Raw genomic sequence first — 24,090 nt, 5'->3', positions numbered from 1 at the left:
CGACGGAGTTGTCATGTCGACCATCACCCTCGACCGCTACGCCGACGTCCGTGACGCGTTCCGCCGCCACGAGCTCGCCCAGGCCCTCTACGACGCGGGCGGGGTGGTCATGGCGGACTGCCTGCTCGTGCTGCACGGCGCGGAGCACCGCGTGCGCCGGCGGGTGGAGAACCGGCTGTTCCGGCGCGGCACCTTCCGGCACTGGGAGCGGGAGTTCCTCCGCGACGTCGTCGTCGACACCCTGCGCCCCTTCACGACGACGGGTCGGGCCGACCTCATCGAGCTCGGCTACCGGACGATCATGACCCTGACGGCGATGGTCGCCGGCGTCGACCGACCCACCGGCTCCGACGCCGAGACCGATGCGCTGTACCGGCTGGCGAAGAAGTTCTCCGAGGGCGCCACCCTCGTGCACACGACGCGCGACCCCGACGAGGTCCGCGCCGAGGTGGCGGCCGCCCTCGACGAGTTCGACCGGGTCTTCCTGCAGCCCTCGATCGCCCGGCGCACGGCGTTGCTGGAGCGTCTCGCGGCCGGGGAGATCGAGGAGTCGGACCTGCCCCGCGACGTGCTCACCGCGTTGCTGCGCCACCGCGAGGAGCTGGGCATCTCCGACGACGCGATCCGCCGCGAGTGCGCCTTCTACCTGCAGGCCGGCTCGCACAGCACCGCCGACGCGTTCAGCCACGCCGCCGACGACTGGTTCGCCTGGTCGGCACGCGACCCCGAGGCCGCCGAGACGTCCCGCAACGACCCGGCGCTGCTGCAGGCCTGCGTGTACGAGACGTTGCGTCTGCACCCCGCGAGCCCGGTGGCGCAACGTCGGGCCGAGGCGCCGATCGCGCTGCGGAACGGGACCGAGGTGCCCGCGGGCGCCGTCGTCGTGCTCGACATCGCCGCGGCAAACCGGGACGCGACCGTGTTCGACCGGCCCGAGGAGTACGACCCGACGCGGGCGGTGCCGGCGGAGGTCCCGCGCTGGGGGCACGCCTTCGGCGGCGGGATGCACGCCTGCATCGGGACCGAGCTCGCGGGCGGGGTACCGATGGCGGCCGCCGAGGACGGTCAGCAGGTCCTCGGCACCGTCACCCTGATGCTCGAGGCACTGCTCGCCGCGGGGGCCCGCCCCGACCCGGAGCACCCCGCGCAGCGGGACCCGCACTCCGCGCGCGACCACTTCGCGTCCTACCCCGTGCTCTTCTCCTGATGGACCTCCCGGCGGCGCTCGCCCGGTTCCTGACGGCGGTGGAGGCGCGGGACGCGGAGGCCGCCGGCGCCTGCTTCGCCGACGGCGCCCCGTACGCGAACGTGCCGCACCCACCCGTCGTCGGGCCCGCCGGGGTCCGCGACCTGCTCGCGCCGATCCTCGAGCGCTCGGAGCACGTGCGGTGGGAGATCGTCACCGCGGCCGTCGATCCCCGCCGGTGCTTCCTGGAGCGCGTCGACCGCTTCGTCATCGACGGGCGCGAGTACGCGGTCGCGTGCACTGCCGTCGTCGAGATCGACCCCGAGGCCGACCGGATCACCGCCTTCCGCGACTACGTCGACCTCGGCGAATGGCGTGCGCGCCTGGCCGGGGCCCTGTCCTGACCCCTCCACCCCCGCCCGAGCCACCGAGGAGAACCCGATGCCCGCGATGCTGCGTGGACTCGAAGGCAAGACCGTCCTGATCACCGGCGCCGCGAAGGGCCAGGGGCTCAGCCACGCCCTGGCGTTCGCCGACGCCGGCGCGGACGTCGCGGCCCTCGACATCACCGACCCGATCGACGACATCTATCCGCTGGCCACCGCCGACATGCTCGAGGCGACCGTGTCCGCCGTCGAGGCCAAGGGCCGCCGGTGCCTGCCGCTGCCGTGCGACCTCCGCGACGAGTCGCAGGTCGAGGCCGCCGTCGCGAAGGCCCTCGGGTACTTCGACAACCGCATCGACATCGTCGTGAACAACGCCGGGGTCGCCGCGCTCGACTCGATCCAGGGCATGCGCTCGCACGTCATGGACGCCGTGATCGACACGATCGTCAAGGGCCACATGTACGTGGCGAAGTACGTCGTCCCCAGCATGATCGGCCACCGCAGCGGCAAGATCATCAACATCTCGTCCGGCGTCACCGGCTCCGGCCACGCCCAGCTCTCGCACTACGTCGCGGCCAAGCACGCGATCCAGGGTCTGACCTCGGCGTGGGCGTTCGAGCTCGCGGAGTTCGACATCAACGTGAACGCCATCGCGCCCGCGACGATCAAGCCGGGCGAGGGTCAGGGCTCGGGCATGGTGTTGGGCCTGGCGGGCGAGGTCGGCATGACCCCCGACGACGCCTACGAGATGTTCTCCGCCGCCGGCAACATGCCCGGCCCGAAGTGGCGCACCGAGGTCTCCGACATCACCGACGCCGTGCTCTTCCTCGCCTCGGACAACGCCGACCAGATCACCGGCCACATCCTGCGCGTCGACGCCGGGCAGGGGGCGAAGTAGGGCTCAGCCGGCGGCGGTGAGCTGCGCGTCGACCCAGGGGTCGAGCGAGCGGTCGCGACCCTGGGCGTCGACGTAGCCGCAGCTGCGGTTCGTGATCGCGTCCGGGTTCTCCGGGTCGCCGAACACGGGCGGGCCGAAGAGGTCACAGATCGGGGTCGGTTCCGCGGCTGCGGTGCGCACCGGGGCCTGCACCGTGTCGACCGGGAGGACGACCGGGCTCACCGTGGGCGCCGGGACCGGGACGGCCGGCGCGGCGAGCGCGTAGGTCGTGGACGACATCAGTCCGGCGAGGGTGGCGGCTCCAAGTGCGAGTCGCGTCCCCCGTGCCGTGCCCTGCTGCTGGTGGCGCCCCATGTGGTCCCCCGACCCTCGATCCGTCGACCGGGGTGTCGGGCTGCCCGCCGTCGGCGTTATCGGACCGTCACCGGGTCCACCCGATCGAGGGTGGCGCGTTGGTCCGGGCGGCGACGTCAGTCCGCCGCCGTGTCCGCGGGCTCCGACCGTGCCGGGTCCTCCCCCGCGAGGGCCACATCGATCGTCCGCGATCGCAGTCCCGCCGCCGTCACGACGACGAGCGAGCCCGGCTCGGCCGGCTCCACCCGGGGCGGGTCCTCGTCGCAGATCGCGTGCACGAGGGCGCGCTCCAACGCGGGCCGGACCAGGTCGGCCAGGGCCGCACCCTGGGGCTTGGCGAGACCGTCGACGATCGCGGGCACGTCCACGAGCGCCGCGGCGGTGCCCGGCCGGGCGAGCGTGCAGACGTCCCGTTCCCGACGACGGGTCGCGGTGCTCCGCGACCACGTCAGCACCACCGTGGCGTGCAGGTCGACCCAGAACCGCTGCTCGGCCACCGGGGCCGGGATCGGGCCCGCCGGGGTCGCCTCGACGGTGCGCCACCGCCGGACGTCCTGCGCGGTCGACTCGAGGGCGGCGAGGCGGTCGGTGTCGTCGGGATCGTCGGCGAGGTCGGCCAGGGCCCGGAGCGCGCCGTCGGTCGCGAGGATCGCGGCGAGGTCGAGCCGGGCGGCCTCCACGCGGTACTGGTGCACCGCCAGCCGCGGGCCGTCAGCGGCGGGATCCGCCCGGGTGCTCACGACGGCGAGGTCGAGCCGGTCGGGCGGGGCGTCCTCGTCCTCCGGCCGCTCGTAGGCCCGGGAGCGGTCCGGCCAGGACAGCAGCGTCAGCGACCCGTCGTCGGGAAGGGGGCCGTGCTCGCGGGTGCGGTCGAGGACCAGGCCGAGGAGGCGGAGCTGGTCGGTCTCCAGGTCGTCGACGTAGCCGCGGACCTCGGCGAGAGCCGCGTCGTGGTCGCTCGCGAGCGCGTCGACGCGGGTGGCGAGCCCGTCGTCGTCCACCCGGCGCCGGAGGTCCTCGACGGCCCCGGTCAGGCGTCGGCGCACCTCCCACCCGGCGTAGGCGAGCGCGCCGAGAAGGAGCAGGAACAGCAGCGCCCCGCCGACGAGCCAGGGCCATCCGACGCCACGCTGCTCGACCACCGGCGCCGGGGTGACCGTCACCGGCGTGTCGACGGTCGTCGCCTGCACCCCGAGCCGCGTCAGCCCCTCGATGGCGACGGGATTCCCGACGTCGAGCTGCTGCGCGGCGCGGTAGTGCCCCGTCGCGCCGGTGGGGTCGCCGGCCGCCTCGGCCGCCGCTCCGGCCGCGACCTCGGAGTAGGCGGCGGCGTAGCGCTCGCTCGCGGCGCTGAGACCCCGCGTCGCGCAGTCACCCTCCTGCGCCTGGACCGCGCGCGCCGACAGCTCGGTCGCGGCCCCGACCCGGCCGGCCTGCAGCTGGGTCGCGGCGGCGTCGCACAGGGGTGTGGGCGCGGCGGAGCACCCGGCGGTCGTCGTCACGACCGCGAGCAGGACCGCGGACGCGGCGAGGAGTGATCGCACCAGGGGTGTTCCTACAACATCGACTTCACCGCGCCGCCGTGAGGGGAGGATCCGAGCGCTCTCATGGCGCGAGGGTTCCCCTCGTGCGAGGGCGAGGAGGGGGTCAGGTGCGCCGCGCCCCGTCGACGTCGCCACGCCGCTCCCCCGCAGCGTCGAGCCGGTGCTCGAGCACGGGGTCGGTGGTGCCGACGAGGTGGGCGAGCATCGCGTCGCCGGCGTCAGCGGGCTCGTGCGACCGGATCGCGGCGAGGATCCGGCGGTGGTCCTCCAGGCTGCGGGCCGGCTGGCCCGGCCGGGTGAGCGACTTCGCCGAGGTGCGGTCCAGCGCGTCCCGGACCTCCTCGAGGAGGTTGATCAGCAGCGGGTTGTGCGAGGCCCGCGCGACGCCCCGGTGGAAGCGGCGGTCGCCGTCGAGCCCCGGGAGGCCCTGCGCGATCTCGTCGGCCATGAGGTCGAGGGAGGCGGCCAGCTCCTCGAGGTCCTCCGGCGTGGCGCGACTCGCGGCGATCCGCGCGCACTGGCTCTCGAGCCCCTGGCGGGTCTCCCAGATGTAGGGCAGGTCGAGGCTGGTGTCACCGGTGCCGTCCAGGCCGTGCCGCGGCGCGTCGAGCGACATCCGGCGCAGGAACAGCCCGTCGCCGTGGCGGACCTCGACCATCCCGCCGGCGCGCAGCGTCGCGATCGCCTCGCGGACGGAGGACCGGCCGACCTGGAGCGCGGCCGCGAGCTCGCGTTCCGAGGGGAGCCGGTCGCCGACGCGGAGACCGTTGTCGACGACGTACTCCTGCAGCGCGGCGACGATGCGCTCGAAGAGCACCTGACGCCGGAGGGGACGGAGTGAGGAAGGATCGGGCATCCCGTCTCCTCCTTCTGGTCGGACCGACCCTAGAGCCGTCGAGCACCGGCCGCAGCCCCCGTGAGCTGCACGTCGGATCGTTACCTACCGGAAACGGCGGCTGCTCTACGGTACTGGTCTGACCACCAGACCACTACGCGGAGGAGCGCCATGAGCTTCGTCGAGCGCCACGGGATCCGGACCGACGAGCAGGCGGACGCGGCCGAGCGGATCGCGGCGAGGGTGCGCGAGCTCGACCTGCGGCAGGTGCGGATCAGCTGGGGCGACCAGCACGGCATCCTGCGCGGGAAGACCGTCGAGGTGGGCCACTTCCTGTCCACCCTGCGCGAGGGCAAGGACTTCCAGACGGCCACCCTCATCTTCGACACCACCAACAACCCGGCGGTGCCGCCCTTCGCCGCGGACGGGTTCGGCGATCCCCGGATGACCGGCCTGCCCGACGGCGTCCTCGTGCCGGACCCCACCACGTTCACCGTGCTGCCCTGGGTCGAGCGCACCGGCTGGGTGCTCGCGGACCTGTACTACCGCAACGGCGACCGCGTCCCGTTCGACACGCGCGGCGTGCTCCAGCGTCAGCTCGAGGCCCTGGAGTCGGAGGGGTTCGGGTACGTCGCGGGCGTCGAGCTCGAGTTCTACGTCATGCGCCTCACCGACCCGCGGCACGGCTTCGCCGACTCGGGCTGGCCGCCGGCCGCACCGGAGGTGACGGCGCTGTCGCACGGCTACCAGTACCTCACCGAGAACCGTGGGGACGAGGCCGACGCGATCCTGTCGGTCCTGCGCGACAACCTGGTCGCGCTCGGACTCCCCCTGGCCACGGTGGAGGACGAGTGGGGTCCGGGGCAGATCGAGTTCACCTTCGACCCGCTGCCGGGGCTCCGCAGCGCCGACAACGTGCTGCTGGCGCGGAGCGCGATCAAGCAGATCTGTCGGCGGCACGGGTACCACGCGACGTTCATGGCGCGGCCCGCCCTCCCGCACATCGTCTCCAGCGGGTGGCACCTGCACCAGTCGCTCTCGACACCCGACGTCGGGAACGTGTTCCCCGGCGAGGGCGACGCGCTCCTGTCGACGACGGCGATGCACTACCTCGGCGGCCTGCTCGAGCACGCCCCGGTCTCGTCGCTGCTCTCGACGCCGACGGTCAACGGGTACAAGCGCTACATCGCGCAGTCCTTCGCCCCCGACCGCATCGCGTGGGCGGAGGAGAACCGCGGGGCGATGGTCCGCGTCTCCGGTGCGCGCGGGGACGCCACGACCCACCTCGAGAACCGGGTCGGCGAGCCCGCCGCCAACCCCTACCTGTACCTGGCCTCGCAGCTGATCTGCGGACGGGACGGCCTCGCCCGCAAGCTCGACCCGGGACCGTCGGCGGACGAGGCCTACGACGCCGACCGGCCGTTGCTGCCCGCGTCGCTCGAGACGGCGCTGCACCACTTCGAGCAGAGCGCGCTGATGCGCCGGGAACTGGGCGACCCCTTCGTCGACTACCTCAGCGCGATCAAGCGCAACGAGGTGAACCGCTTCAACGCCGCCGTCACCGACTGGGAGCAGCGTGAGTACTTCGAGGTCTACTGAGGTCGACGCGCCGGCCCTGCCGGTACTGGCCGAGCACCGCGAGCCCCGTCCGCGCGCCCGGCCGCTCACCCTCGCCCTCGCGCAGCTGGGCGGCCCGTGGCTCGATCCCACGGCGCGCTTCGCACGGCTGGTCCGGGCCGCGACCTCGGCCCGCGACCTCGGCGCCGAGCTCGTGGTGTTCCCGGAGACCTACCTGTCCGGCTATCCGTTCTGGCTGGCCCGAACCGGTGGCGCCGCGTTCGAGGACCCCGACCAGAAGGCCTGCTACGCGTACTACCTTGAGACGGCCCAGGAGATCGGCGGCCCGTGCCACCGCGACCTCGAGACGCTGGCGGGCGACCTGGGGGTGTTCCTCCAGGTCGGGATGACCGAGCGCGGCTCCGCCGCCGGCCGCGGCACCACGTGGTGCACGCTGCTCAGCATCGACCCGCGCGGCGGCACGGTCGGCCACCACCGCAAGCTCGTCCCCACCTACGACGAGCGCCTCGTGTGGGGCCCGGGCGACGGGGCGGGGTTGCGCGTGCACGAGTGCGGGGGCGTGCGCGTCGGCGGGTTGAACTGCTGGGAGAACTGGATGCCCCAGGCCCGTTCCGCCCTGTACGCCCAGGGCGAGCAGGTGCACACCGGGGTGTGGCCCGGGTCGGCCGCGCTGACCGCCGACGTCACGCGCTTCCTCGCCGTCGAGGGACGGATGTTCTCGGCGGCCGCGTCGGGCATGCTGCGCGCCGAGGACGTCCCGGACGACTTCCCGCTGGCCGACGAGTTGCGGGCCGCGGGCGACACCGGCTTCGACGGGGGCAGTGCCGTGGCCGGACCGGACGGCCGGTGGATCGTGCCCCCGCAGGTCGGCCGCGAGGGCCTCGTCGTCGCGGACCTCGATCCCGGAGCCGTCGACGCGGCCAGGCTGACGTTCGATCCCACCGGGCACTACGGGCGGCCCGACGTGTTCCACGACGTCGTCGACCGACGGCGACGGTCGCACACGGAGTTCCTCGACGATCCGGACGGCGAGCGGTGACCGTCCGCGCCGCCGTGAGGGGAGGATCCGAGCGCTCTTATGGGGTGAGGGTTCCCCTCGTGCGGGTGGGCGCCTACCTCGGGGGGCGGGTGTTCGGGTAGCGGGGGTTCGCGACGGCGAGGCGGGTCAGGGTGGAGCTGCGCACGGCGGCCGCCACCGCCCCGTCGTCGGGATCGAGGGAGCCCTCGCGTAGTCCCTCGGCCAGCGCGGCGTCGTCGGAACAGCCCGCGTCGGCGAGACAGGCGGCGTGCTGTCGGTGCAGGTCGGGGCCGAGCGACACCTCCCGCGCCACGACGCCCAGCCCGGTGCGGGCGACGCGGGCCAGGTACGCCGACCGGTCGTCGGCGAACTCGAGCTCCTCGGCGAGCGCGCCGGAGACCGCGTCGAGCAGCTCCTCGATCGTCGGCCGGTCCCCCGCCGGGGGCACCGGTTCCGCGGCCGGCAGTGCGCCGTCGACCAGCCCCATCGCCAGGAGCGCGTCGTACTCCGCCTCGACCACCCGACGTCCGAGGACCGCCATCTCCATCGACCGCTCCGAGCCGCCGAGGTGGCGCTCGGCCTGCATCCGGCAGATCACCGCCCAGTGCACGCACGCGTAGAGCTCCCACCAGCGCACCGCTGCCGGGTCGGGCCGCTGGGCGAGCTCGGCGTAGCCGTCGAGGAGCTCCTCGACCGATCCGAACCCGCCGACCTCCTCCGCCGCCCCGAACCGCCACGCGCGCAGGCAGAGCCACCCGAGGTCCTCACGCGGGTCGCCGAGGTGCGCGAGCTCCCAGTCGAGCACGGCCCGCAGCCCGTCCTCGCCGACGAGCAGGTTGCCGTTGCGGAAGTCGCCGTGCACCACCGCCCTCGGAGTTCCCGACGGCGGGTGCCGGGACAACCGCCGGAACGCCACCTCGAGCGCGGGGCGGGGCTCGCCGTACGCGTCGTGCTCGGCCCGCAACCGCACCAGCGGGTCGTCGACCGCCTCCAGCGACGGGACCTCGGCCGGCGGGATGGCGTGCAGGCGGGCGAGGGTGCGCCCGAGCTCGCGGGCCAGGCCGGCGCGGGCGGCGGCGTAGCGCTCCTCGCGCAGCAACCGGGGCGGCAGCGTCTCGCCGTCGAGCCGTTCCATGATCAGGTACGGGCTGCCGACGGCGTCGCCCTCCCCCGAGCACACGAGCGTCGGGATCGGCACGCCCGCCCGCGCGGCCGCCCGGAAGCACTCCGCCTCCCGGCGCACCTCCACCGGCCGCGGCACCTCCGGCGGGTCGCGCCGCAGCACCAGCGCCCGCCCGTCGGCGTCGAACGCCCACGTCTCCCGGCTCGCGCCCGCCGTCAACCGGCGCAGACCGGTGATCTCCGCGCCGTCGAGCACCGCCGACAGGGCCCCGGCCAGATCCTCGTTCACCGTGTGCTCCTCGGCGCGGTCCGGCCCGGGGCCGCGAGGCGGTGCACGGGCCGCACCGTACCCCGCCGGACGGGCTCATCGGCCCTCGCGGACCGTCACCCGACGTCCCGCACTCCCGACGTCGGCGGGGCGAGGCGGAGCATCGCGACGGCGTGGTCGAGGTCGAGCCACTCGTGCTCGGTCCCGAAGGCGATGTGCTCCTGCGTGCGGGCCAGGTACGCACGGAGGACCTCGTGGGGAGCGCGGAACAGCGCACGCTCCCCCGGACTGCGCAGCTCGATCTCGACGACCTCGTCCGGTCCCGGCGCGTCGAGGGGGCGGAGGCGGACGTCGCCCTCGCCGGCCGCCTCGATGAGGCCCTGGGCGAGGAGGGCGCGCGAGAACCGCCACACGACCTCTCGGGCGTGGGCGGTCGGGAACGCGAGGAGCACCGCGTAGGGCTCGGCCCCGGTGTAGCGCAGCTCCACCCGCGCCGGGACCGGTGGGCGGTCGGCGCGCACGAGTTCGAGGACGACGGGGACGCGCACGAGGACGTCGTGTCGCATGGCAGGCCTTTCACAGCACGTCTGGTGGTCGGGAGGAGCGGGTCGGCGACGATCACGCGCGGGGCACACCCCGCGGCACCCGCAGCGGGTGCGGCGATGGGCCGCCCCCTCGGTCGGTCCATCGCCCCGCCGGTGCTCGGGCGGGGTGGCCCCACGCGTGATCGCCCCGGGCCGGTCCGGGTGGCGCACCACCGCGGAGCCGACCGGTCGGTGGGGACAGGCACACGCGGAGGCCGTCGCCCGGACGGGTCCGCCCCGCCGCGCCGCACGTCGGTCTCGGAGGACCGGGCGGTCACGACGGCAGGCGTCACGTCCGGGGGCGCGGCCGCTGGGGCCTGTCCCGGGAACTGACGGAGACGTCAGAGCACGACCGCCACCCGCGGGGCTGCGGACGGCGGACGGCGGGGCCTCAGTCGGGCCCGATGACGACCTCGGGGAACCACCACATGCCCCGACGCCCGCAGGCGACGAGCACCAGGCCGGCCAGGATCGCGGTGATCGCGAGCGGGTCGGGCAGGACGCCGGCCACGCCGCTCGCGCCGCCGCCCGACGAGGCACCGGCCGCGCCGACAGGGGCCGCCGGTGCGCTCGGCTCCCCGGGTGCGGGGACGCCGGGCAGCCCGGGCCGCGAGGCGGGGCCGACGCCGGCGTCAGTCGTCGACCAGGCCGTACCCGGTGAGCCGGGCGTCGCCGATGGGAGGTCGCCCGGGGCCGGGGCAGGTCCCTGCCCGGTCAGGACGTCGGGTCGGACGGCCGCGGTGGGTCGGTTCGCATCCGCCCCGAGGGTGGGCGCCAGGGCCCGTGCTCCGGCTCCGGCACCGACGGGTCCGGTGAGCGCCGTGAGCGTCTCCAGCGGTGCGCCGAGGGCGCTCCGGCCGAGCGTCGCCACCGTTCCGGTCAGCGCCGTCGTCTTCTCGGTCAGCCCGGTGACGGTGCCGACCAGGAGCGCGCCGGTGGCATCGACGAGCCCGAGGGGGCCGACCGACCCGGTCAGCGCCGTCGTCGTGTCGGTCAGCCCGGTGACGGTGCCGACGAGGAGGGCACCGGTGGCGTCGACGAGCCCGGTGGGCCCGAGCAGCGTCTGCGGCACGGCGGTGACCGGGGCGAGGAGCTGCGGCACCACGGGGACGGTGTGGGCGACGGTCGTCGTCAGTGCCCCGACGGGGGCGAGGACTGATCCGGTGTCCAGGGGGGTGGGCAGGACATCGACGAGGTCGGTCGGCAGGGCCGTCACGGCACGGGTGACCGGGCTCGTCGTGAGGGCAGACGTGGTGGCGGTGACGGGCTTCGTGACGGCGGAGGTCGCCTTCTCGACCGTGGCGGTCGCCGCGAGCGACGTCGCCGTCGTCGCAGAGGCCGTCGCCGAGGCCGTCCGGACGGCGGTGGTCGCCGCCGACGTGGCCGTCTCCGCGGTCGCCGCGGCCGACCTGACCGCCGTCGCGGTCGTGCCCTTCGGGGAGGACGACCTCGGCGAGGTCGTTCCCACCAGGAACGTCGTCGTCGACAGGGTCGCCTGCGTCAGGGACGTCGCCGACGTCGTCGACCGGGCCGACGGCGACCGGGCGGTCGTCGCCGAGGTCGTCTTCTTCGACGAACCCGCCTTTGTCAGGGACATCGTCGGGGTCTTCGGCTGGCCCGTCTTCGGCTGGGCAGTCTTCGTCGACGTCTTCGTCGACGAGTATCCCTGGGAGATCGCCTTCGAGGAGTCCGTCTTCGACGAGGTCACCTTGCTCGAGGACGCCTTGCTCGAGGAGACCGTCTTCGACGAGGTCGCCTTCGCCGACGTCTTCGTCGAGGAGTCCGCCTTCGACGAGGTCGCCTTGCTCGAGGACGCCTTGCTCGAGGACGCCTTGCTCGAGGACGCCTTTCCCGAGCTCGAGCCGGTGACCGCGTGGACCACGGAGCTCACCGGACCGCTCCCCGAGCCGCCGGACGACCCGTCGTCGGAGTCGGCGAAGGCGGGACCGGCGAACAGCAGTCCGGCGAGCAGGAATCCGCCGAGGAGCCCGGCGAGGAGCGCGAGGCGGCGGAGGAGACCGGACGGGCGCGGCTCGGAGCGGGTCGCGTCGCGCACGACTCCCACCCCCTCGACGTCCCGCCTCCGTGACACTAGGTACCGCGAGGACTGCCAGGAGTGAACCCCGAAATCCGGAATCACATCCACTTCGTCGACAATTCGTGCCTTTGGCTCGCACGGCGTTACGTCCATCGGTGCAGCGCAACCCCGGTCCCGCCCGGTTCGGCCCTGGTCCGCACGCGACTCGCGGGGTAGAACACCCACGGCCCGGCGGGACGAGATCCGTCGTGCAGGTGCTCGGAGGAGGTGCCGCGGTGACCTCGCTCGACCCCGACGTCGCGACCCTCCTGCGCGAGCTGGACGCGTTCATCGACGCCGAGATCGTCCCGCTGCAGGCGCAGGACGACAACGAGCGCTTCTTCGACCACCGCCGCGAGTTCGCGCGCACCGACGTCGACGCGGGCGGCCTGCCGCGCCGGGAGTGGGAGGACCTGCTCGCCGAGGCCTGCCGTCGGGCCGACGCGGCCGGGTTCTACCGCTACTCGCTGCCGACCGAGCTCGGCGGCCGCGCGGGCACGGAGTCGGCGATGGCCGCCGTCCGGGAGCACCTCGCGCACCGCGGGCTGGGGCTGCACAACGACCTCCAGAACGAGCACTCCGTCGTCGGGAACCTCGTCTTCGCGCATCTGCTGCACCTCTACGGGACGCCGGCGCAGCGCGAGGAGCTGGTCGAGGACGTCATCACCGGACGGCGGGGCCTCGCCTTCGGCCTGACCGAGCCCGAGCACGGCAGCGACGCCACCTGGATGGAGACCACGGCGCGCCGCGACGGCGACGACTGGGTGATCGACGGGGCGAAGCGGTGGAGCACCGGGGTGCACCGGGCGAGCCACGAGATGGTGTTCGCCCGGACGTCGGGTGATCCCGGCAGCGCCCGCGGCCTGTCCGCCTTCCTCGTCCCGACGGACACGCCGGGGTTCGAGGTGCCCTTCTACTGGTGGACGCTCAACATGCCCACCGACCACGGCGAGGTGGTGCTGCGCGACGTCCGCGTGCCCGGGTCCGCCCTGTTCGGCGAGGAGGGCCGCGCGCTGGACGTGGCCCAGACGTTCGTGCACTCCAACCGCATCCGGCAGGCCGCGTCGAGCCTCGGGGCCGCGCAGTACTGCATCGACCGGGCCGTCGCCCACGCCCGGGAACGGCACACCTTCGGCCGGCCCCTCGCGAGCCGGCAGGCGATCCAGTGGCCGCTGGTGGAGCTGCACACCGAGGCGACGATGCTGCGCGCGCTGATCCGCGACACCGCCGCCGAGCTCGACGAGTGCCATCGCGAGGGCCGGCCCGAGGTGTCGGTGGGCCACCACGTGTCGATGTGCAACTACCGCGCGAACCGGCTGGTCTGCGAGGCGGCCGACCGTGCGATGCAGGTGTTCGGCGGGCTCGGCTACTCGCGCCACGAGCCGTTCGAGCACATCTACCGCCACCACCGCCGGTACCGCATCACCGAGGGCGCGGAGGAGGTGCAGATCCGCCGTGTCGCCGGACAGCTCTTCGGATTCCTCTGATCCCGTGGTCCGGTCGTCGACCACCGGCGGCGTCCGCACCCTGACGCTGCACAACCCACGCCGGAAGAACGCCCTCGGCGACGACGGCTGGGCGGCACTCGCCGCGGAGCTCACTGCCGCACGCGACGACGGCACACGGGTGCTCGTCCTGCGCGGCACGGGTGGTGACCTGTGCGCCGGGGCCGACCTGTCCGACGTCGGGACGGGGCACCCGCTGGCCCGCATGCGGCGGATCAACGAGGTGCCGCTCGCGCTGCACCACCTGCCCGTGCCCACGGTCGCGGTCGTCGACGGGGTGGCGGTCGGGGCCGGGTGGAACCTCGCCCTCGGGTGCGACCTCGTCGTCGCCACCCCGCGGTCGCGGTTCTCCCAGATCTTCGCCGCGCGTGGGCTGTCGTTGGACCTCGGCGGCTCCTGGCTGCTCCCCCGTCTCGTCGGGATGCAGCAGGCGAAGCGCCTGGCGCTGCTCGCCGAGATGATCGACGGCACCGAGGCGCACCGGCTCGGGCTGGTCACCTACCTCGTCGAGCCGGACGAGATCGAGGCGACCGTGACCTCGCTGGTCGACCGCCTCGTCGCCGGGCCGCCGGTCGCCCTCGCGCAGACGAAGGAGCTGCTGCACGAGGCGGTCGGGGTGCCGCTGCGCGAGGCGCTCGCGAACGAGGCCCGCGCGCAGGCGGTGAACCTCGCCGGCGACGACGCCGCGGAGGCCTTCGAGGCGTTCCGGGACAAGCGCCCGCCCCGCTTCACCGGCGGCTGGGGTCCGGACGCCGACCAGATGTAGCGGATCCGAGGCCTGGGCGCCGGGATCCGCTACATCTGCGCATGGGGTCAGCCCGGGTTCGTCCCGACGATCCACGTGACGCCGAAGCGGTCGGTCACCATGCCGTACGGCGCTCCCCACGGCGTCGGCGCGAGCGACTGGATGATGCGACCGCCCTCGGCCAGCCTCGTCCAGAACTCGCGGACCTCCTCCACCGTGTCCCCGTTCAGCAGCACGAACAGCGACTCGGTGTGCACCAGCCCGTCGGCGCGCCCAGGGCCGTCGGACCCGGCGAGCCGGTCCCCGGTCGCGTCGAACACGTCGTAGGCGGCGATGCGGAAGCCGTTCTCCGCCACGACCATCCCGAACCCGACCAGGTCGGCGTTCGGGGAGTCGGCCGCGACCGGCGCGAACGTGACCCGCTCGGAGTCGGGCGAGTCCTGCGGCACCCCACCGTCGCCGTAGGTGCCGATCATGAGCTGTCCGCCGAAGACGGACCGGTAGAACTCGAGGGCCTGCCGCGCGTTGCCGGTGAAGTTCAGGTGCGTGACCGTGCTGATCGCCATGCCCGGGAGTCTTCCGGCCGAGGCGGTCAGGTCCGGACCTCCTCTCCGGCGGAACCGGGGGCTTCCGGATCACCCGTCGGGGGAACATCGATCTCGACGACGACACCGGGGAGGTGAGCGCGATGCCGAGCGGCGCGCGGCGCGACTCGTGGTCCACCACCGAGCCCGACGAGGCGTTCGAGGCGATGCGGGCCGCCTACACCGAGCACGAGCCGCGGCTGGACGGCGACGTCTCGGCGTTCCGGTTCGAGCGCGCGTCGAGGTCCGCCGCGGCGTTCGCCGTCGACCGGATGACCTTCTCCGCCGGGTTCTCCAGCGGGTCCGCCCCCGCCACCGCGCGCGTCATCGTCAGCCAACCCCTGACCGACTCGCCGCTCGTCATCACCAGCGACCGGCGCACCACCGCGGGTCCCGTGATGCTGACACCGACCTGGACGCGCTTCGCCACGCGGTGGAACGACGTCGACCTGCGGCTCACGACCATCGACGCCGCGCAGGTCGCCCGGCGGGGTGCCGAGATCAGCGGGCTCGCGCCGTACGAGGTGGCCTTCGCCGGCATCGAGCCGCTCACCCCGGCCCTGGGCCGGTACTGGGCAGGGCTCACCGCCCACGTCCACGACACCGTGCTCGCCGACGACGTCGACCCGCCGCGCCTGCTGCTCGCGGAGGTGCGGCGCCAGCTCGCGACGGCCGCGCTCGTGGTGTTCCCCAACTCGACCCAGCGCGACGGGTCCCGGCCGACGGAGCACGCCGAGCCCGCGTCGGTCCGCCGCGCCGTCGAGTTCATCGACGCCCACGCCGCGCAGGACATCGACATCACCCGGATCGCGGAGGCCGCGGGGGTGGGCGTGCGCGGGTTGCAGGCGGCGTTCCGACGCCACCGCGGCACCTCCCCCACGGCCTACCTGCGTCGGGTGCGCCTGCAGGGGGCCCACCGCGACCTCGTCGCGGCCGACCCGACGCCGGGTGTCACGGTCGCGTCCGTCGCGGCGCAGTGGGGCTTCGCCCATCCCGGACGCTTCTCGGTCGAGTACCGCGCCGCCTTCGGCCACTCCCCCAGCGAGGCGCTGCGGCGCTGAGAGATCCGCGCGACGCCGGGTGGGCCGCAGCCGGCGGGGTACACCCCTGCCGTGACCGACACGCAGGAGCGCCGCCCGAACCGCACCCGGCTGGTGGTCGGCGCCGTGATCGTCCTGGCGGTGCTGGCGGTCCTCGCCGTCGTCACCGTGACGACGTCCCGGAGCACGCCGGTCGCGGGCCCGACGTCGTCGGACCCGGTGGCGCAGGCCCGACTGGACGTACCCCGCCGTCAGGACGGCGATCCCCTGGCGCTGGGCCGGGTGGACGCGCCGGTGGTGCTCGCGGAGTGGGGCGACTTCCAGTGCCCGTTCTGCCGGCTCTACGCGACGTCCACGGAGCCGGCGCTGATCCGGCAGTACGTCGACTCCGGGCAGGTCCGGATCGAGTGGCACGACTTCGCCTACCTCGGCCCGGAGTCGGTCCTCGAGGCGCGCGCCGCGCGGGCGGCGGGACGCCAGGGGCAGTTCTGGCCGTTCCACGCCGCGCTCTACGCCGACCAGGCGCCGGAGAACCGCGGGGACGTCACGGAGGCGTCGCTGACCGCGCTGGCCGCCCGGCTCGGGCTCGACGTCCCCCGCTTCCAGCAGGACTTCGCCGACCCGGCGATCGCGCAGGCCGTGGCCGACGACCAGGCACTCGGTTCCCGGCTCGGCGTCGGCGGCGTGCCCAGCTTCGTGATCGGCGACCAGCTGATCTTCGGCGCCCAGCCCCTGCCGACCTTCCAGCAGGCCCTCGACGCCGCGCTGGCCCGCGCCCGCTGACGGTGCCCGACCTCGGCTACGCCGCCGCCCTGCTCGGCGGGGTCCTCGCGCTGCTCAGCCCGTGCAGCGCGCTGCTGCTGCCGTCGTTCTTCGCCTACGCCTTCAGCGGCCGGACCGAACTGGTGGCGCGGACCGGGGTGTTCCTGCTCGGGCTGGCGGCGGTGCTCGTCCCGCTCGGGGCCGGGTCCGGGGCGTTGGCGGGGGTGCTGACGCAGTACCGCTCGGTGGTGGTGACGGTGGCCGGCGCGGTGATCATCGCGCTCGGCGTGGTGCAGGTGCTCGGCGGCGGGTGGGCGTTCGGCGCGGCGGCCCGGTTCCAGTCGCGGATGGCGCGGCGCGGCACCTGGCTCGCGACGCTCGGGCTCGGCGCCGCCTACGGCCTGGCCGGCTTCTGCTCCGGCCCGATCCTCGGCGCGGTGCTCACGGTCGCGGCCGCGAGCGGACAGGCGGTCCGCGGAGCGGCGCTGCTCGCGGTCTACGCCGTGGGGATGGCGCTCCCGCTGTTCGTGCTGGCCCTGCTCTGGCAGCGCTTCGACCTGGGCCGACGCGCGTGGCTGCGGGGCCGGGAGTTCTCGGTCGGCCGCCTGCGGCTGCACACGACGTCCGCGATCTCGGGCGTGCTCTTCATCGTCATCGGGGTGCTGTTCATCGTCTTCGACGGGACGGCCGGGCTCGTCGGCGCCGACCCGGCGACCTCGGCGGCGGCCGAGAACGGGGCGGTGTCGCTCGGGGCCGGTGTCCCGGACCTCGTGGTGCTGGGCGCGATCGCGCTGGTGACGGTCGCGGTCGTCGTCTGGCGCGTGCTCCGCGTTCCCGACGACGGGTCACGCGAGGGCTGAGGTCCGCTCCGCGCGGTGGGACCGGGCGAGCGGACCCTCATCGGTCTCCGGCCGCCTCCGCCTTCCCCGTGAGGGTCCGCTCGTGGAGCTGCCGTCCGAGCCGAGCGCACTCGACGTCGGAGCATCCGAGTCACGACGACTCGGATGCTCCGACGCGCTCAGCGGTCCGGACCCCCGAGCCGACGAGCCCCCCGACCCGCCGTCGGGACGACGCACCCTAGGAGAAATCCCCAGGGTGTTCCCCGCCGTGTCCGATTTACGTTCACGGGTGCTGGTCAGGTCGGTGGTGAACGAGGCGAGGGTGGGCGGCCGATGGGCGAGACGGTGACCAGCGGCGAGGTGTTGCCCTACCGGTTCGCGATCGACCGCGGGGTCGGGGACCTGAGGACGGAGTTCGACGGTCTCGCGCCCGACACCGACACCGGGGTCACCGTGCGGGTCGCCGGACGCCTGGTCGGCCGGCGCCGGCACGGCGGGCTGTCCTTCGCCGACCTGCGCGACGGGACCGACGCCGTCCAGCTGCTGCTCGACACCGCCGAGCTCGGCGCCGACGCCCACCACGACATCGACGCCCTCTCACTCGGCGACTGGATCGGCGTCACCGGCACGGCGATGACCACCCGGGCGGGCGAGCTGTCGGTGCGCGTCACCGCGTACGTCCTGCTGGCCCGCGCGAAGCGTGCACTCCCCCTCGGCCACGGCGGGCTCACCGACGTGCAGACCCGCTACCGGCGCCGCTACGTCGACCTGTCGGTGAACGCCCGCACCCGCGACATCTTCCGCATCCGGCACGCGGCGGTCCGCGCCATCCGGGAGCAGCTCGCCGAGGAGGGCTTCACCGAGGTCGAGGGGCCGGTGCTCCAGAACATCCAGGGCGGGGCGTCGGCGCGCCCGTTCGTCACCCACCACAACGCGCTCGACCTCGACATGTACCTGCGGATCGCGCTCGAGCTGCATCTCAAGCGCCTCATCGTCGGCGGGATGGGCCGCGTGTTCGAGATCGGCCGGGTGTTCCGCAACGAGGGCGTCGACACCCGCCACAACCCCGAGTTCACGATGCTCGAGGCCTACCAGGCGTTCGCCGACTACCACGACATGATGGACCTGACCGAGAAGCTCGTGGTCGCGGCCGCGCGGGCCGCGCTCGGTCCGGACGCCGACCTGACGGTGCACTACCTCGGCCGCACCGTCGACCTCACGCCGCCGTGGCCGCGGAAGCGCTTCGCGGACATGATCGCCGAGAGGACCGGCGAGGTCATGCACCCGGAGATGCCGCTCGACGAGGCCCGGGCCGCCCTCACCCGCCTCGGCATCGCCTACGAGCAGGGCTGGGGCGCGGGCCGCCTCATGACCGAGGTCTACGACGAGCGCGTCCAGCACGACGTCGACGGCCCCGTCTTCTGCCTCGACTACCCGCGCGAGGTGTCGCCGCTGGCCCGCGTGCACCGCGACGACCCCGCCTACAGCGAGCGGTTCGAGCTGATCGTGGCGGGCTTCGAGCTCTGCAACGCCTACTCCGAGCAGAACGACCCGGCCGAACAGATGGCGGCGTTCGTCGAGGAGGCCGAGGCCAAGCGCAACGGCGACCCCGAGGCCGGCGACATCGACGAGGACTACGTCCGCGCCCTCGAGTACGGCATGCCGCCCACCGGCGGCCTCGGGATCGGCATCGACCGCCTCGTCATGCTGCTCGCGAGCGTCGACTCGATCCGCGAGGTCCTGCTCTTCCCGACGCTGCGCCCCGAGTTCGCACCGCCTCCCGGTGCCGGCCCGACGGGCGCCGTCCGTCCGGTCCTGCCGCCGACCGGGCTCCCCCCGACCCCGATGGTGCTGCCACCGCCCGTCGAGAACCCCGTCGTCGAGCCCCGCGAACCACGCCCCGCCGTCGCCCCGCGGGTGGTCGCCGGCATCACCGCCGTCGCCGGGGTCCTGCACCTGCTCTCGATGCTCCCGGGGATCCACCGACAGGTGCTCGGCGAGCTCACGGTCGACGTCGTCCCGCCCTGGGCGATCGTCTCCGGCCACGTCATGTCGGCGGTGATCGGGCTCGTCCTGCTCCTGCTCGCCGACCAGCTGGCCCGGCACAAGCAGGCCGCCTGGCGGGTCGCCGTCGGGCTGTTCGGGCTCGGCCTCCTCGCGCACGTCCTCAAGGGACCGCACGAGGTCGGCATGCTGCTCTGCCTCGTCATGCTCGCCCTGCTGGCGCGCTACCGGCGCAGCTTCCACGCGCCCGCCGACCCGCCGTCGTTGCTGCGACTGCTCCGCGTGGTCCCGATCTACCTCGGGGCCGTCCTGCTGTTCGGCTTCGTCGGTCTGGCCTTCCAACGGGGTCGCATGACGCCGGAGCTCACCCTCGGCGGCGGACTCGAGACGATCGTCGGCGGGCTGATCGGCCTGGACGGGCCCTACACGTTCGCCCGCCCGCTGTTCGCGGCCTGGTTCCCCGACACCCTGCTCGCGCTCGGCATCGCGGGCCTCGTCATCGTGCTGATCCTGGTCTTCCGGCCGCTCCTGTCGCGCTCCCCGCACACGCCGCAGGAGTGGGCGCACGCGCAGACGCTCGTGACGACGTTCGGCTGGGACACCCTGGCGGCGTTCGCACTGCGCGACGACAAGAGCTTCTTCTTCGCCTCCGACGGCCGCGCGATGATCGCCTACACCTACCTGCGCGGGTACGCCCTCGCCTCCGGCGACCCGATCGGCGACCCGGCCTCGATCCCCCGCGTCGTCGACGAGTTCCTCGCGATGTGCGAGGAGCGGGCCTGGACCCCGGCGTTCCTCGCCGCCCGCGAGGAGACCGTCACCGGGTCCGGTGCGCTCGCCGCCCGCGGGTTCAAGAGCTTCTACCTCGGCGACGAGGCGATCCTCGACTGCACGACGTTCACCCTCGAGGGGCGCGCCCGCAAGAGCGTCCGCGCCGCCGTGCGGCGGGTCGAGCGCAGCTACCGGTTCCAGCTCGTCACCGAGGCGAACGCCTCGCCCGAGCTGGTCGCGGGGCTCAACGCGATCAGCGAGCAGTGGCGCGGCAAGGCCCCCGAGCGCGGGTTCACGATGGCCCTGTCCCAGGACGTCGCGGGCGCCGGCCGGAACCCGGACTTCCTGCTCTGCGTCGCCCTCGACGAGCACGGGGTGCCGGGCGGGTTCCTCCGCCTCGTCCCGGCCTACGGCGGGCCGCAGACGGGCACGACGTTCGGCTACACGCTCGACCTCATGCGCCACGACCCGTCGGCGCCCAACGGGATGACCGAGTTCCTCATCGCGCGGAGCGCCGAGGCCCTCGGCACACGCGGCGTGACGCGGCTGTCCATGAACTTCGCCCTGTGGGGCCGCCTCTTCGACGAGGACGTGCCGTTCACGCCGGCCCAGCGGCTGGCTCGGAAGGCGGTCGGGGTGCTCAACCCGTTCTTCCAGGTGCGCTCCCTGCACGACTTCAACGCCAAGTTCGACCCGCAGTGGCTGCCGCGGGTGCTCGCCTACCGCCACGCGGCCGACCTCCCCCGCGTCGGCCTGCTCTACGCCGGCGCAGAGGGGTTCCTCGCCCTGCCCGGCCTCGGACCGCTGTTCGTCCCGGCGGCGGTCGGCGGGACGCCGTCGCCGTCGGCCCCGTCGTCGGGACCGGCGTGAGCGCCCCGGCCCCGGAGCGCGGGACCCTGCGGGCGGCGGGCGCGGTCGTCGCCGTCGCGCTCGTCGCGGTCCTGCTCATCATCGTGCTCTGGATCGACGGCGGGCGGGCGACCTTCGTCCGGGGCGGTGTGGCTGCCGCGACCGGCGCGCTCGAGACCGCGGGCCTCACGGTGTGCGCCCGGACCGGGCGGACCGCTGCCGCCCCCAGCGCCGTCGAGGCGGTCACGCTCGACGTCGCGGACGGCCGGCCCGGCTGCACCACGGGGCCCGTCGCCCGCATCGGGGTCGAACGCTTCGACTCCGCCGGCGACCGGGACGCCGCGGCCCAGACCGAGGAGGTCCGGGTGCGGCCCCGCGGCAGCACGCTCGTCCACACCTTCGACGACCTCGTCGTCTCGATCCCCGGCCTCGCCGACGACGACCTGACCGACCGCATCAGCGCGGCGCTCACCGCGCGGGGGGCCCGATGACGGCGCGCGGCACGAAGCTGGGCGTCCTCGCCCTCGCGATGATCAACGTCGCGGCGATCGTCAGCGCGCGCAACCTGCCGGTGATGGCCGAGTACGGCTGGTCGATGCTGGTGCTGTTCGCCCTGTCGATCCTCGTCTTCCTCGTCCCCATCGCGATGGCCGCCGCCGAGCTCGGCACGGCCTGGCCCCGCGACGGCGGGGTGTACGCCTGGGTGAAGGAGGCCTTCGGCGAGCGGACCGGGTTCCTCGCGGTCTGGTGCGACTACTCCGAGAACGTCGCCTGGTTCCCGACGGTGCTCTCCTTCATCGCCGCGAGCCTGGCCTATGCCGTCAACCCGGCCCTGGCGACGAACACGGTCTTCCTCGTCGTCGTCATGATCACCATCTTCTGGCTGACGACCCTCGCGAGCCTGCGCGGCGTGGGCGCCTCGGCGCGGCTCGGTGCGATCGGCACGGTCGCGGGCTCGATCATCCCGGCGGTGCTCGTCGTCGTGCTCGGGGCGGCCTACCTGCTGCAGGGGCGGCCGTCGGCCATCCCGTTCTCCGCCGGCGCGCTCGTGCCCGACCTCCAGATCGACAACCTCGCGTTCCTCGCCGGCATCGTCCTGCTGTTCACCGGCATGGAGATGGCGGGCTTCCACGCCCGCCACGTGGAGGACCCGGGCCGGGTGGTGCCGCGGGCGATCCTGCTGTGCGTCGGGATCACGATCGTCTTCTCGGTGGTCGGCTCCCTGTTCATGGCCTTCGTCGTGCCCGCCTCCGAGCTCAGCCTGGTCTCCGGGACGATGGAGCTCTTCCGCAGCGCCCTCGACTCGCTCGGCGTCGGCTGGCTGGTGGCCCCGCTCGCCCTGCTCATCGCCTTCGGCGGCGTCGCCCACCTCACGCCGTGGATCCTCGGGCCCGCCGAGGGCGTCGCCGCGGTCGCCCGCGAGGGCAGCGCACCCCGTCGGCTCGGGCGCACCAACGCCCGCGACGTGCCCGTCACCCTCGTCATGGTCCAGGGCGTGGCGGGCAGCGTCTTCGCCCTGCTGTTCCTGCTCGTGCCGAGCGTGAGCACCTCCTACTGGATGCTCTCGGCAGTCACCGCGCAGATCGTGGTGATCATGTACGGGCTGATGTTCGCCGCCGTGATCCGGCTGCGCTACACCCGGCCCGACGTCCCCCGGCCCTACCGCATCCCGGGCGGCCTGCCCGGCGTCTGGGCCGCGGGCGGGATCGGACTGCTCGGCTGCGTCTTCTCGTTCGTCCTCGGGTTCGTCCCGCCCTCGCAGCTCACGACGGGCAGCACGACGGTCTACGTCGCGCTGCTCGCGGTCGCCGTGGTGGTGCTGTCGTGTCCGCCGTTCGTCGTCGCGGCCCTCGACCGTCGGAGGGCCCGGATCCGGCCGACCGCCCCCGCCCCGGTCGCATGAGCGGGCACGGGCACGGGCACGGGCGCCACGAGGCGCCCCGCTACGACCGCCCCGTCCTCCGTGCCACGCTGCTCGCCCTCGCGACCGCCGCGATCCTCTTCGCCGTGTCCGCGGTGGTCAGGGCCGGCGGGGTCGTGTTCGAGATCGAGCTGACCGACGCCTGGTTCGGCGCCCTGCTCGTCGCCCTCGTGCTCGTCGCCCTGGTGTCCCTGCTGCTGTCCCGACGACGGGTCACGCGGGTCCTCGCCGTCCTCGCCCTCGTCGTCGCCCTCGTGCTCGGGTCGGCGGCCGCCGTGAACCTGCACTTCGACTACTACCGCACCCTGGGCGAGGCGGTCGGGGCGCCGCCCAGCGACCAGGTGACCATCGAGACGATGCTGCGCGAGGACGCCGACCCGGGCCCCGGCGTCGTCGCGCCGGTCTCCATCCCCGCCACCGCCTCCGGCTTCGCGGCGCGGCCGGCGATGATCTACGTGCCGCAGGCGTTCTTCGCGAGGCCCCGCCCGCAGCTGCCCGTGATCATGCTGCTGCACGGCACCCCGGGCACCCCGCAGGACTGGATCGACGGCGGGCGCGCCGACAAGATCGCCGACGCCTTCGCGGCCGCCCACGCCGGGGTCTCCCCCATCCTGGTCATGCCCGACATCAACGGCTCCACCACCGCCGACACCGAGTGCGTCGACGGACCGGCCGGCAACGCCGAGACCTACCTGACCCGGGACGTCCCGGACTACGTCCTGTCCACCTTCCGGGCCCGTCCGACCGGCTCGGCGTGGGCGATCGCCGGGCTCTCCGAGGGCGGGTCGTGCGCCGTCATGCTCGCGCTGCGCCACCCCAACGACTTCCACACCTTCGGCGACTACGCGGGCCTCGAGGGCCCGCGCAGCGGCGACACCAACGCCGGGACCGCCGACACGGTCGCGCAGCTCTTCGGCGGGTCACAGGACGCCTTCGACGCCCACGAGCCGCTCACGATCCTCGGCTCGACCCGGTTCCCGGCCCTCGGAGGGTGGTTCGAGGTCGGCACCGCGGACACCGCTCCCGCGCAGGCCCAGGCCGCCCTCGTCCCCGCCGCGCAGCGGGCCGGGATCACCACCTGCTCGGTGCTCGTGCCCGGCGGCGGCCACACCTTCGACGTCTTCTCGGCCGCGTTCGAGCGGTCGCTGCCGTGGATGGCGAGCCGCCTCGGCATCCCGACGACGGGTGCCGCCTGCCCGCAGCAGTGACCTCGCCGTCCC

The 24,090-nt window shown here is 74.2% G+C and carries 22 protein-coding genes; 15 read left to right on the top strand and 7 right to left on the bottom strand.

The features are described from left to right. Positions 1–13: 13 nt before the first annotated feature. Genes BJ983_RS02800 through BJ983_RS02790 form a run of 3 tightly spaced genes read left to right on the top strand, consistent with a single transcriptional unit; the run spans position 14 to position 2,470 of the window. Complete coding sequence (locus BJ983_RS02800; protein ID WP_179792409.1) at positions 14–1,207, top strand: cytochrome P450; 1,194 nt, start codon at positions 14–16, stop codon at positions 1,205–1,207. Further along, complete coding sequence (locus BJ983_RS02795; RefSeq protein WP_179792408.1) at positions 1,207–1,590, top strand: nuclear transport factor 2 family protein; 384 nt, start codon at positions 1,207–1,209, stop codon at positions 1,588–1,590. The genes BJ983_RS02800 and BJ983_RS02795 overlap by 1 nt, the downstream gene beginning before the upstream one ends. 37 nt (positions 1,591–1,627) lie before the next feature. Further along, positions 1,628–2,470 (top strand): SDR family NAD(P)-dependent oxidoreductase, encoded by an 843-nt coding sequence (locus tag BJ983_RS02790; RefSeq protein ID WP_179792407.1) that lies wholly within the window; start codon positions 1,628–1,630, stop codon positions 2,468–2,470. 3 nt (positions 2,471–2,473) lie between these two features. Here BJ983_RS02790 and BJ983_RS02785 read toward each other — a convergent pair whose 3' ends face one another. The 3 genes from BJ983_RS02785 to BJ983_RS02775 form a co-directional block, all read right to left on the bottom strand. Further along, positions 2,474–2,749: a hypothetical protein gene (locus BJ983_RS02785; protein WP_179792406.1), complete on the bottom strand. Its 276-nt coding sequence runs from the start codon at positions 2,747–2,749 to the stop codon at positions 2,474–2,476. A gap of 191 nt (positions 2,750–2,940) precedes the next feature. Next, positions 2,941–4,368 (bottom strand): hypothetical protein, encoded by a 1,428-nt coding sequence (locus BJ983_RS02780; RefSeq protein WP_179792405.1) that lies wholly within the window; start codon positions 4,366–4,368, stop codon positions 2,941–2,943. Between the two features lie 103 nt (positions 4,369–4,471). Continuing rightward, complete coding sequence (locus BJ983_RS02775) at positions 4,472–5,224, bottom strand: FadR/GntR family transcriptional regulator (protein WP_179792404.1); 753 nt, start codon at positions 5,222–5,224, stop codon at positions 4,472–4,474. A gap of 150 nt (positions 5,225–5,374) precedes the next feature. Between BJ983_RS02775 and BJ983_RS02770 the strand changes: the two genes are divergently transcribed. Together BJ983_RS02770 and BJ983_RS02765 are read left to right on the top strand one after the other, a co-directional pair. Next, a complete protein-coding gene (locus BJ983_RS02770) occupies positions 5,375–6,802 on the top strand; it encodes a glutamine synthetase family protein (protein WP_179792403.1) in 1,428 nt (475 codons plus the stop codon). Beyond that, a complete protein-coding gene (locus tag BJ983_RS02765) occupies positions 6,780–7,820 on the top strand; it encodes a carbon-nitrogen hydrolase family protein (RefSeq protein ID WP_343053653.1) in 1,041 nt (346 codons plus the stop codon). The genes BJ983_RS02770 and BJ983_RS02765 overlap by 23 nt, the downstream gene beginning before the upstream one ends. Before the next feature lie 73 nt (positions 7,821–7,893). Here the strand turns inward: BJ983_RS02765 and BJ983_RS02760 are convergent, their stop codons facing one another. The 3 genes from BJ983_RS02760 to BJ983_RS02750 all read right to left on the bottom strand — a co-directional run bounded on the left by BJ983_RS02760 (position 7,894) and on the right by BJ983_RS02750 (position 10,875). Further along, positions 7,894–9,210 carry a phosphotransferase gene (locus BJ983_RS02760; protein ID WP_179792402.1) on the bottom strand — a complete coding sequence of 439 codons (1,317 nt, stop codon included), beginning with the start codon at positions 9,208–9,210 and terminating at the stop codon, positions 7,894–7,896. Between the two features lie 95 nt (positions 9,211–9,305). Continuing rightward, the gene (locus BJ983_RS02755; protein WP_343053652.1) at positions 9,306–9,737 is read right to left on the bottom strand and encodes an SsgA family sporulation/cell division regulator; all 432 of its coding nucleotides are present in this window, start codon (positions 9,735–9,737) and stop codon (positions 9,306–9,308) included. Between the two features lie 427 nt (positions 9,738–10,164). Continuing rightward, entirely contained in the window at positions 10,165–10,875 is a 711-nt protein-coding gene (locus tag BJ983_RS02750; protein ID WP_179792400.1) for a hypothetical protein, read from the bottom strand. Positions 10,876–10,885: 10 nt separating this feature from the next. Between BJ983_RS02750 and BJ983_RS02745 the strand changes: the two genes are divergently transcribed. From BJ983_RS02745 to BJ983_RS02735, 3 genes are all read left to right on the top strand, one after another. After that, positions 10,886–11,893 carry a hypothetical protein gene (locus BJ983_RS02745; protein ID WP_179792399.1) on the top strand — a complete coding sequence of 336 codons (1,008 nt, stop codon included), beginning with the start codon at positions 10,886–10,888 and terminating at the stop codon, positions 11,891–11,893. 193 nt (positions 11,894–12,086) lie between these two features. Further along, positions 12,087–13,337 (top strand): acyl-CoA dehydrogenase family protein, encoded by a 1,251-nt coding sequence (locus BJ983_RS02740; protein WP_179792398.1) that lies wholly within the window; start codon positions 12,087–12,089, stop codon positions 13,335–13,337. Between the two features lie 4 nt (positions 13,338–13,341). Continuing rightward, on the top strand, positions 13,342–14,121 hold the full coding sequence (locus BJ983_RS02735) for an enoyl-CoA hydratase-related protein (RefSeq protein ID WP_179792397.1): 780 nt from the start codon (positions 13,342–13,344) through the stop codon (positions 14,119–14,121). A 47-nt stretch (positions 14,122–14,168) separates the two neighbouring features. On the opposite strand, the gene BJ983_RS02730 is transcribed toward BJ983_RS02735, so the two are convergent. Then, positions 14,169–14,666: a VOC family protein gene (locus BJ983_RS02730; RefSeq protein WP_179792396.1), complete on the bottom strand. Its 498-nt coding sequence runs from the start codon at positions 14,664–14,666 to the stop codon at positions 14,169–14,171. Positions 14,667–14,788: 122 nt separating this feature from the next. Here BJ983_RS02730 and BJ983_RS02725 point away from each other — a divergent pair, with 122 nt between their 5' ends. The 7 genes from BJ983_RS02725 to BJ983_RS02695 all read left to right on the top strand — a co-directional run bounded on the left by BJ983_RS02725 (position 14,789) and on the right by BJ983_RS02695 (position 24,078). Further along, positions 14,789–15,745, top strand: a complete 957-nt coding sequence (locus BJ983_RS02725; RefSeq protein WP_179792395.1) for a helix-turn-helix transcriptional regulator — start codon at positions 14,789–14,791, stop codon at positions 15,743–15,745. 51 nt (positions 15,746–15,796) lie between these two features. After that, positions 15,797–16,507, top strand: a complete 711-nt coding sequence (locus BJ983_RS02720) for a thioredoxin domain-containing protein (protein ID WP_179792394.1) — start codon at positions 15,797–15,799, stop codon at positions 16,505–16,507. A 2-nt stretch (positions 16,508–16,509) separates the two neighbouring features. Beyond that, on the top strand, positions 16,510–17,346 hold the full coding sequence (locus BJ983_RS02715) for a cytochrome c biogenesis protein CcdA (protein WP_179792393.1): 837 nt from the start codon (positions 16,510–16,512) through the stop codon (positions 17,344–17,346). A gap of 312 nt (positions 17,347–17,658) precedes the next feature. Next, entirely contained in the window at positions 17,659–20,970 is a 3,312-nt protein-coding gene (gene lysS, locus BJ983_RS02710) for a lysine--tRNA ligase (protein ID WP_179792392.1), read from the top strand. Beyond that, positions 20,967–21,440 carry a hypothetical protein gene (locus BJ983_RS02705; protein ID WP_179792391.1) on the top strand — a complete coding sequence of 158 codons (474 nt, stop codon included), beginning with the start codon at positions 20,967–20,969 and terminating at the stop codon, positions 21,438–21,440. Before lysS ends, BJ983_RS02705 begins: the two co-directional genes overlap by 4 nt. Further along, complete coding sequence (locus BJ983_RS02700) at positions 21,437–22,852, top strand: amino acid permease (RefSeq protein ID WP_179792390.1); 1,416 nt, start codon at positions 21,437–21,439, stop codon at positions 22,850–22,852. The genes BJ983_RS02705 and BJ983_RS02700 overlap by 4 nt, the downstream gene beginning before the upstream one ends. Continuing rightward, entirely contained in the window at positions 22,849–24,078 is a 1,230-nt protein-coding gene (locus BJ983_RS02695; protein WP_179792389.1) for an alpha/beta hydrolase, read from the top strand. The genes BJ983_RS02700 and BJ983_RS02695 overlap by 4 nt, the downstream gene beginning before the upstream one ends. The last annotated feature ends 12 nt before the right edge of the window (positions 24,079–24,090 follow it).

This window comes from Actinomycetospora corticicola, from assembly GCF_013409505.1.
GTDB classification, from domain to species: domain Bacteria; phylum Actinomycetota; class Actinomycetes; order Mycobacteriales; family Pseudonocardiaceae; genus Actinomycetospora; species Actinomycetospora corticicola.
Note: the sequence above shows the minus strand (reverse complement) of the source record. Positions and strands in the feature narration are given on the sequence as shown.

Coding starts and splice junctions, on each gene's coding strand:
- BJ983_RS02800 (WP_179792409.1), top strand. CDS start 14: ATGTCGACCATCACCCTCGACCGCTACGCCGACGTCCGTGACGCGTTC.
- BJ983_RS02795 (WP_179792408.1), top strand. CDS start 1,207: ATGGACCTCCCGGCGGCGCTCGCCCGGTTCCTGACGGCGGTGGAGGCG.
- BJ983_RS02790 (WP_179792407.1), top strand. CDS start 1,628: ATGCCCGCGATGCTGCGTGGACTCGAAGGCAAGACCGTCCTGATCACC.
- BJ983_RS02785 (WP_179792406.1), bottom strand. CDS start 2,749: ATGTCGTCCACGACCTACGCGCTCGCCGCGCCGGCCGTCCCGGTCCCG.
- BJ983_RS02775 (WP_179792404.1), bottom strand. CDS start 5,224: ATGCCCGATCCTTCCTCACTCCGTCCCCTCCGGCGTCAGGTGCTCTTC.
- BJ983_RS02770 (WP_179792403.1), top strand. CDS start 5,375: ATGAGCTTCGTCGAGCGCCACGGGATCCGGACCGACGAGCAGGCGGAC.
- BJ983_RS02730 (WP_179792396.1), bottom strand. CDS start 14,666: ATGGCGATCAGCACGGTCACGCACCTGAACTTCACCGGCAACGCGCGG.
- BJ983_RS02725 (WP_179792395.1), top strand. CDS start 14,789: ATGCCGAGCGGCGCGCGGCGCGACTCGTGGTCCACCACCGAGCCCGAC.
- lysS (WP_179792392.1), top strand. CDS start 17,659: ATGGGCGAGACGGTGACCAGCGGCGAGGTGTTGCCCTACCGGTTCGCG.
- BJ983_RS02700 (WP_179792390.1), top strand. CDS start 21,437: ATGACGGCGCGCGGCACGAAGCTGGGCGTCCTCGCCCTCGCGATGATC.
- BJ983_RS02695 (WP_179792389.1), top strand. CDS start 22,849: ATGAGCGGGCACGGGCACGGGCACGGGCGCCACGAGGCGCCCCGCTAC.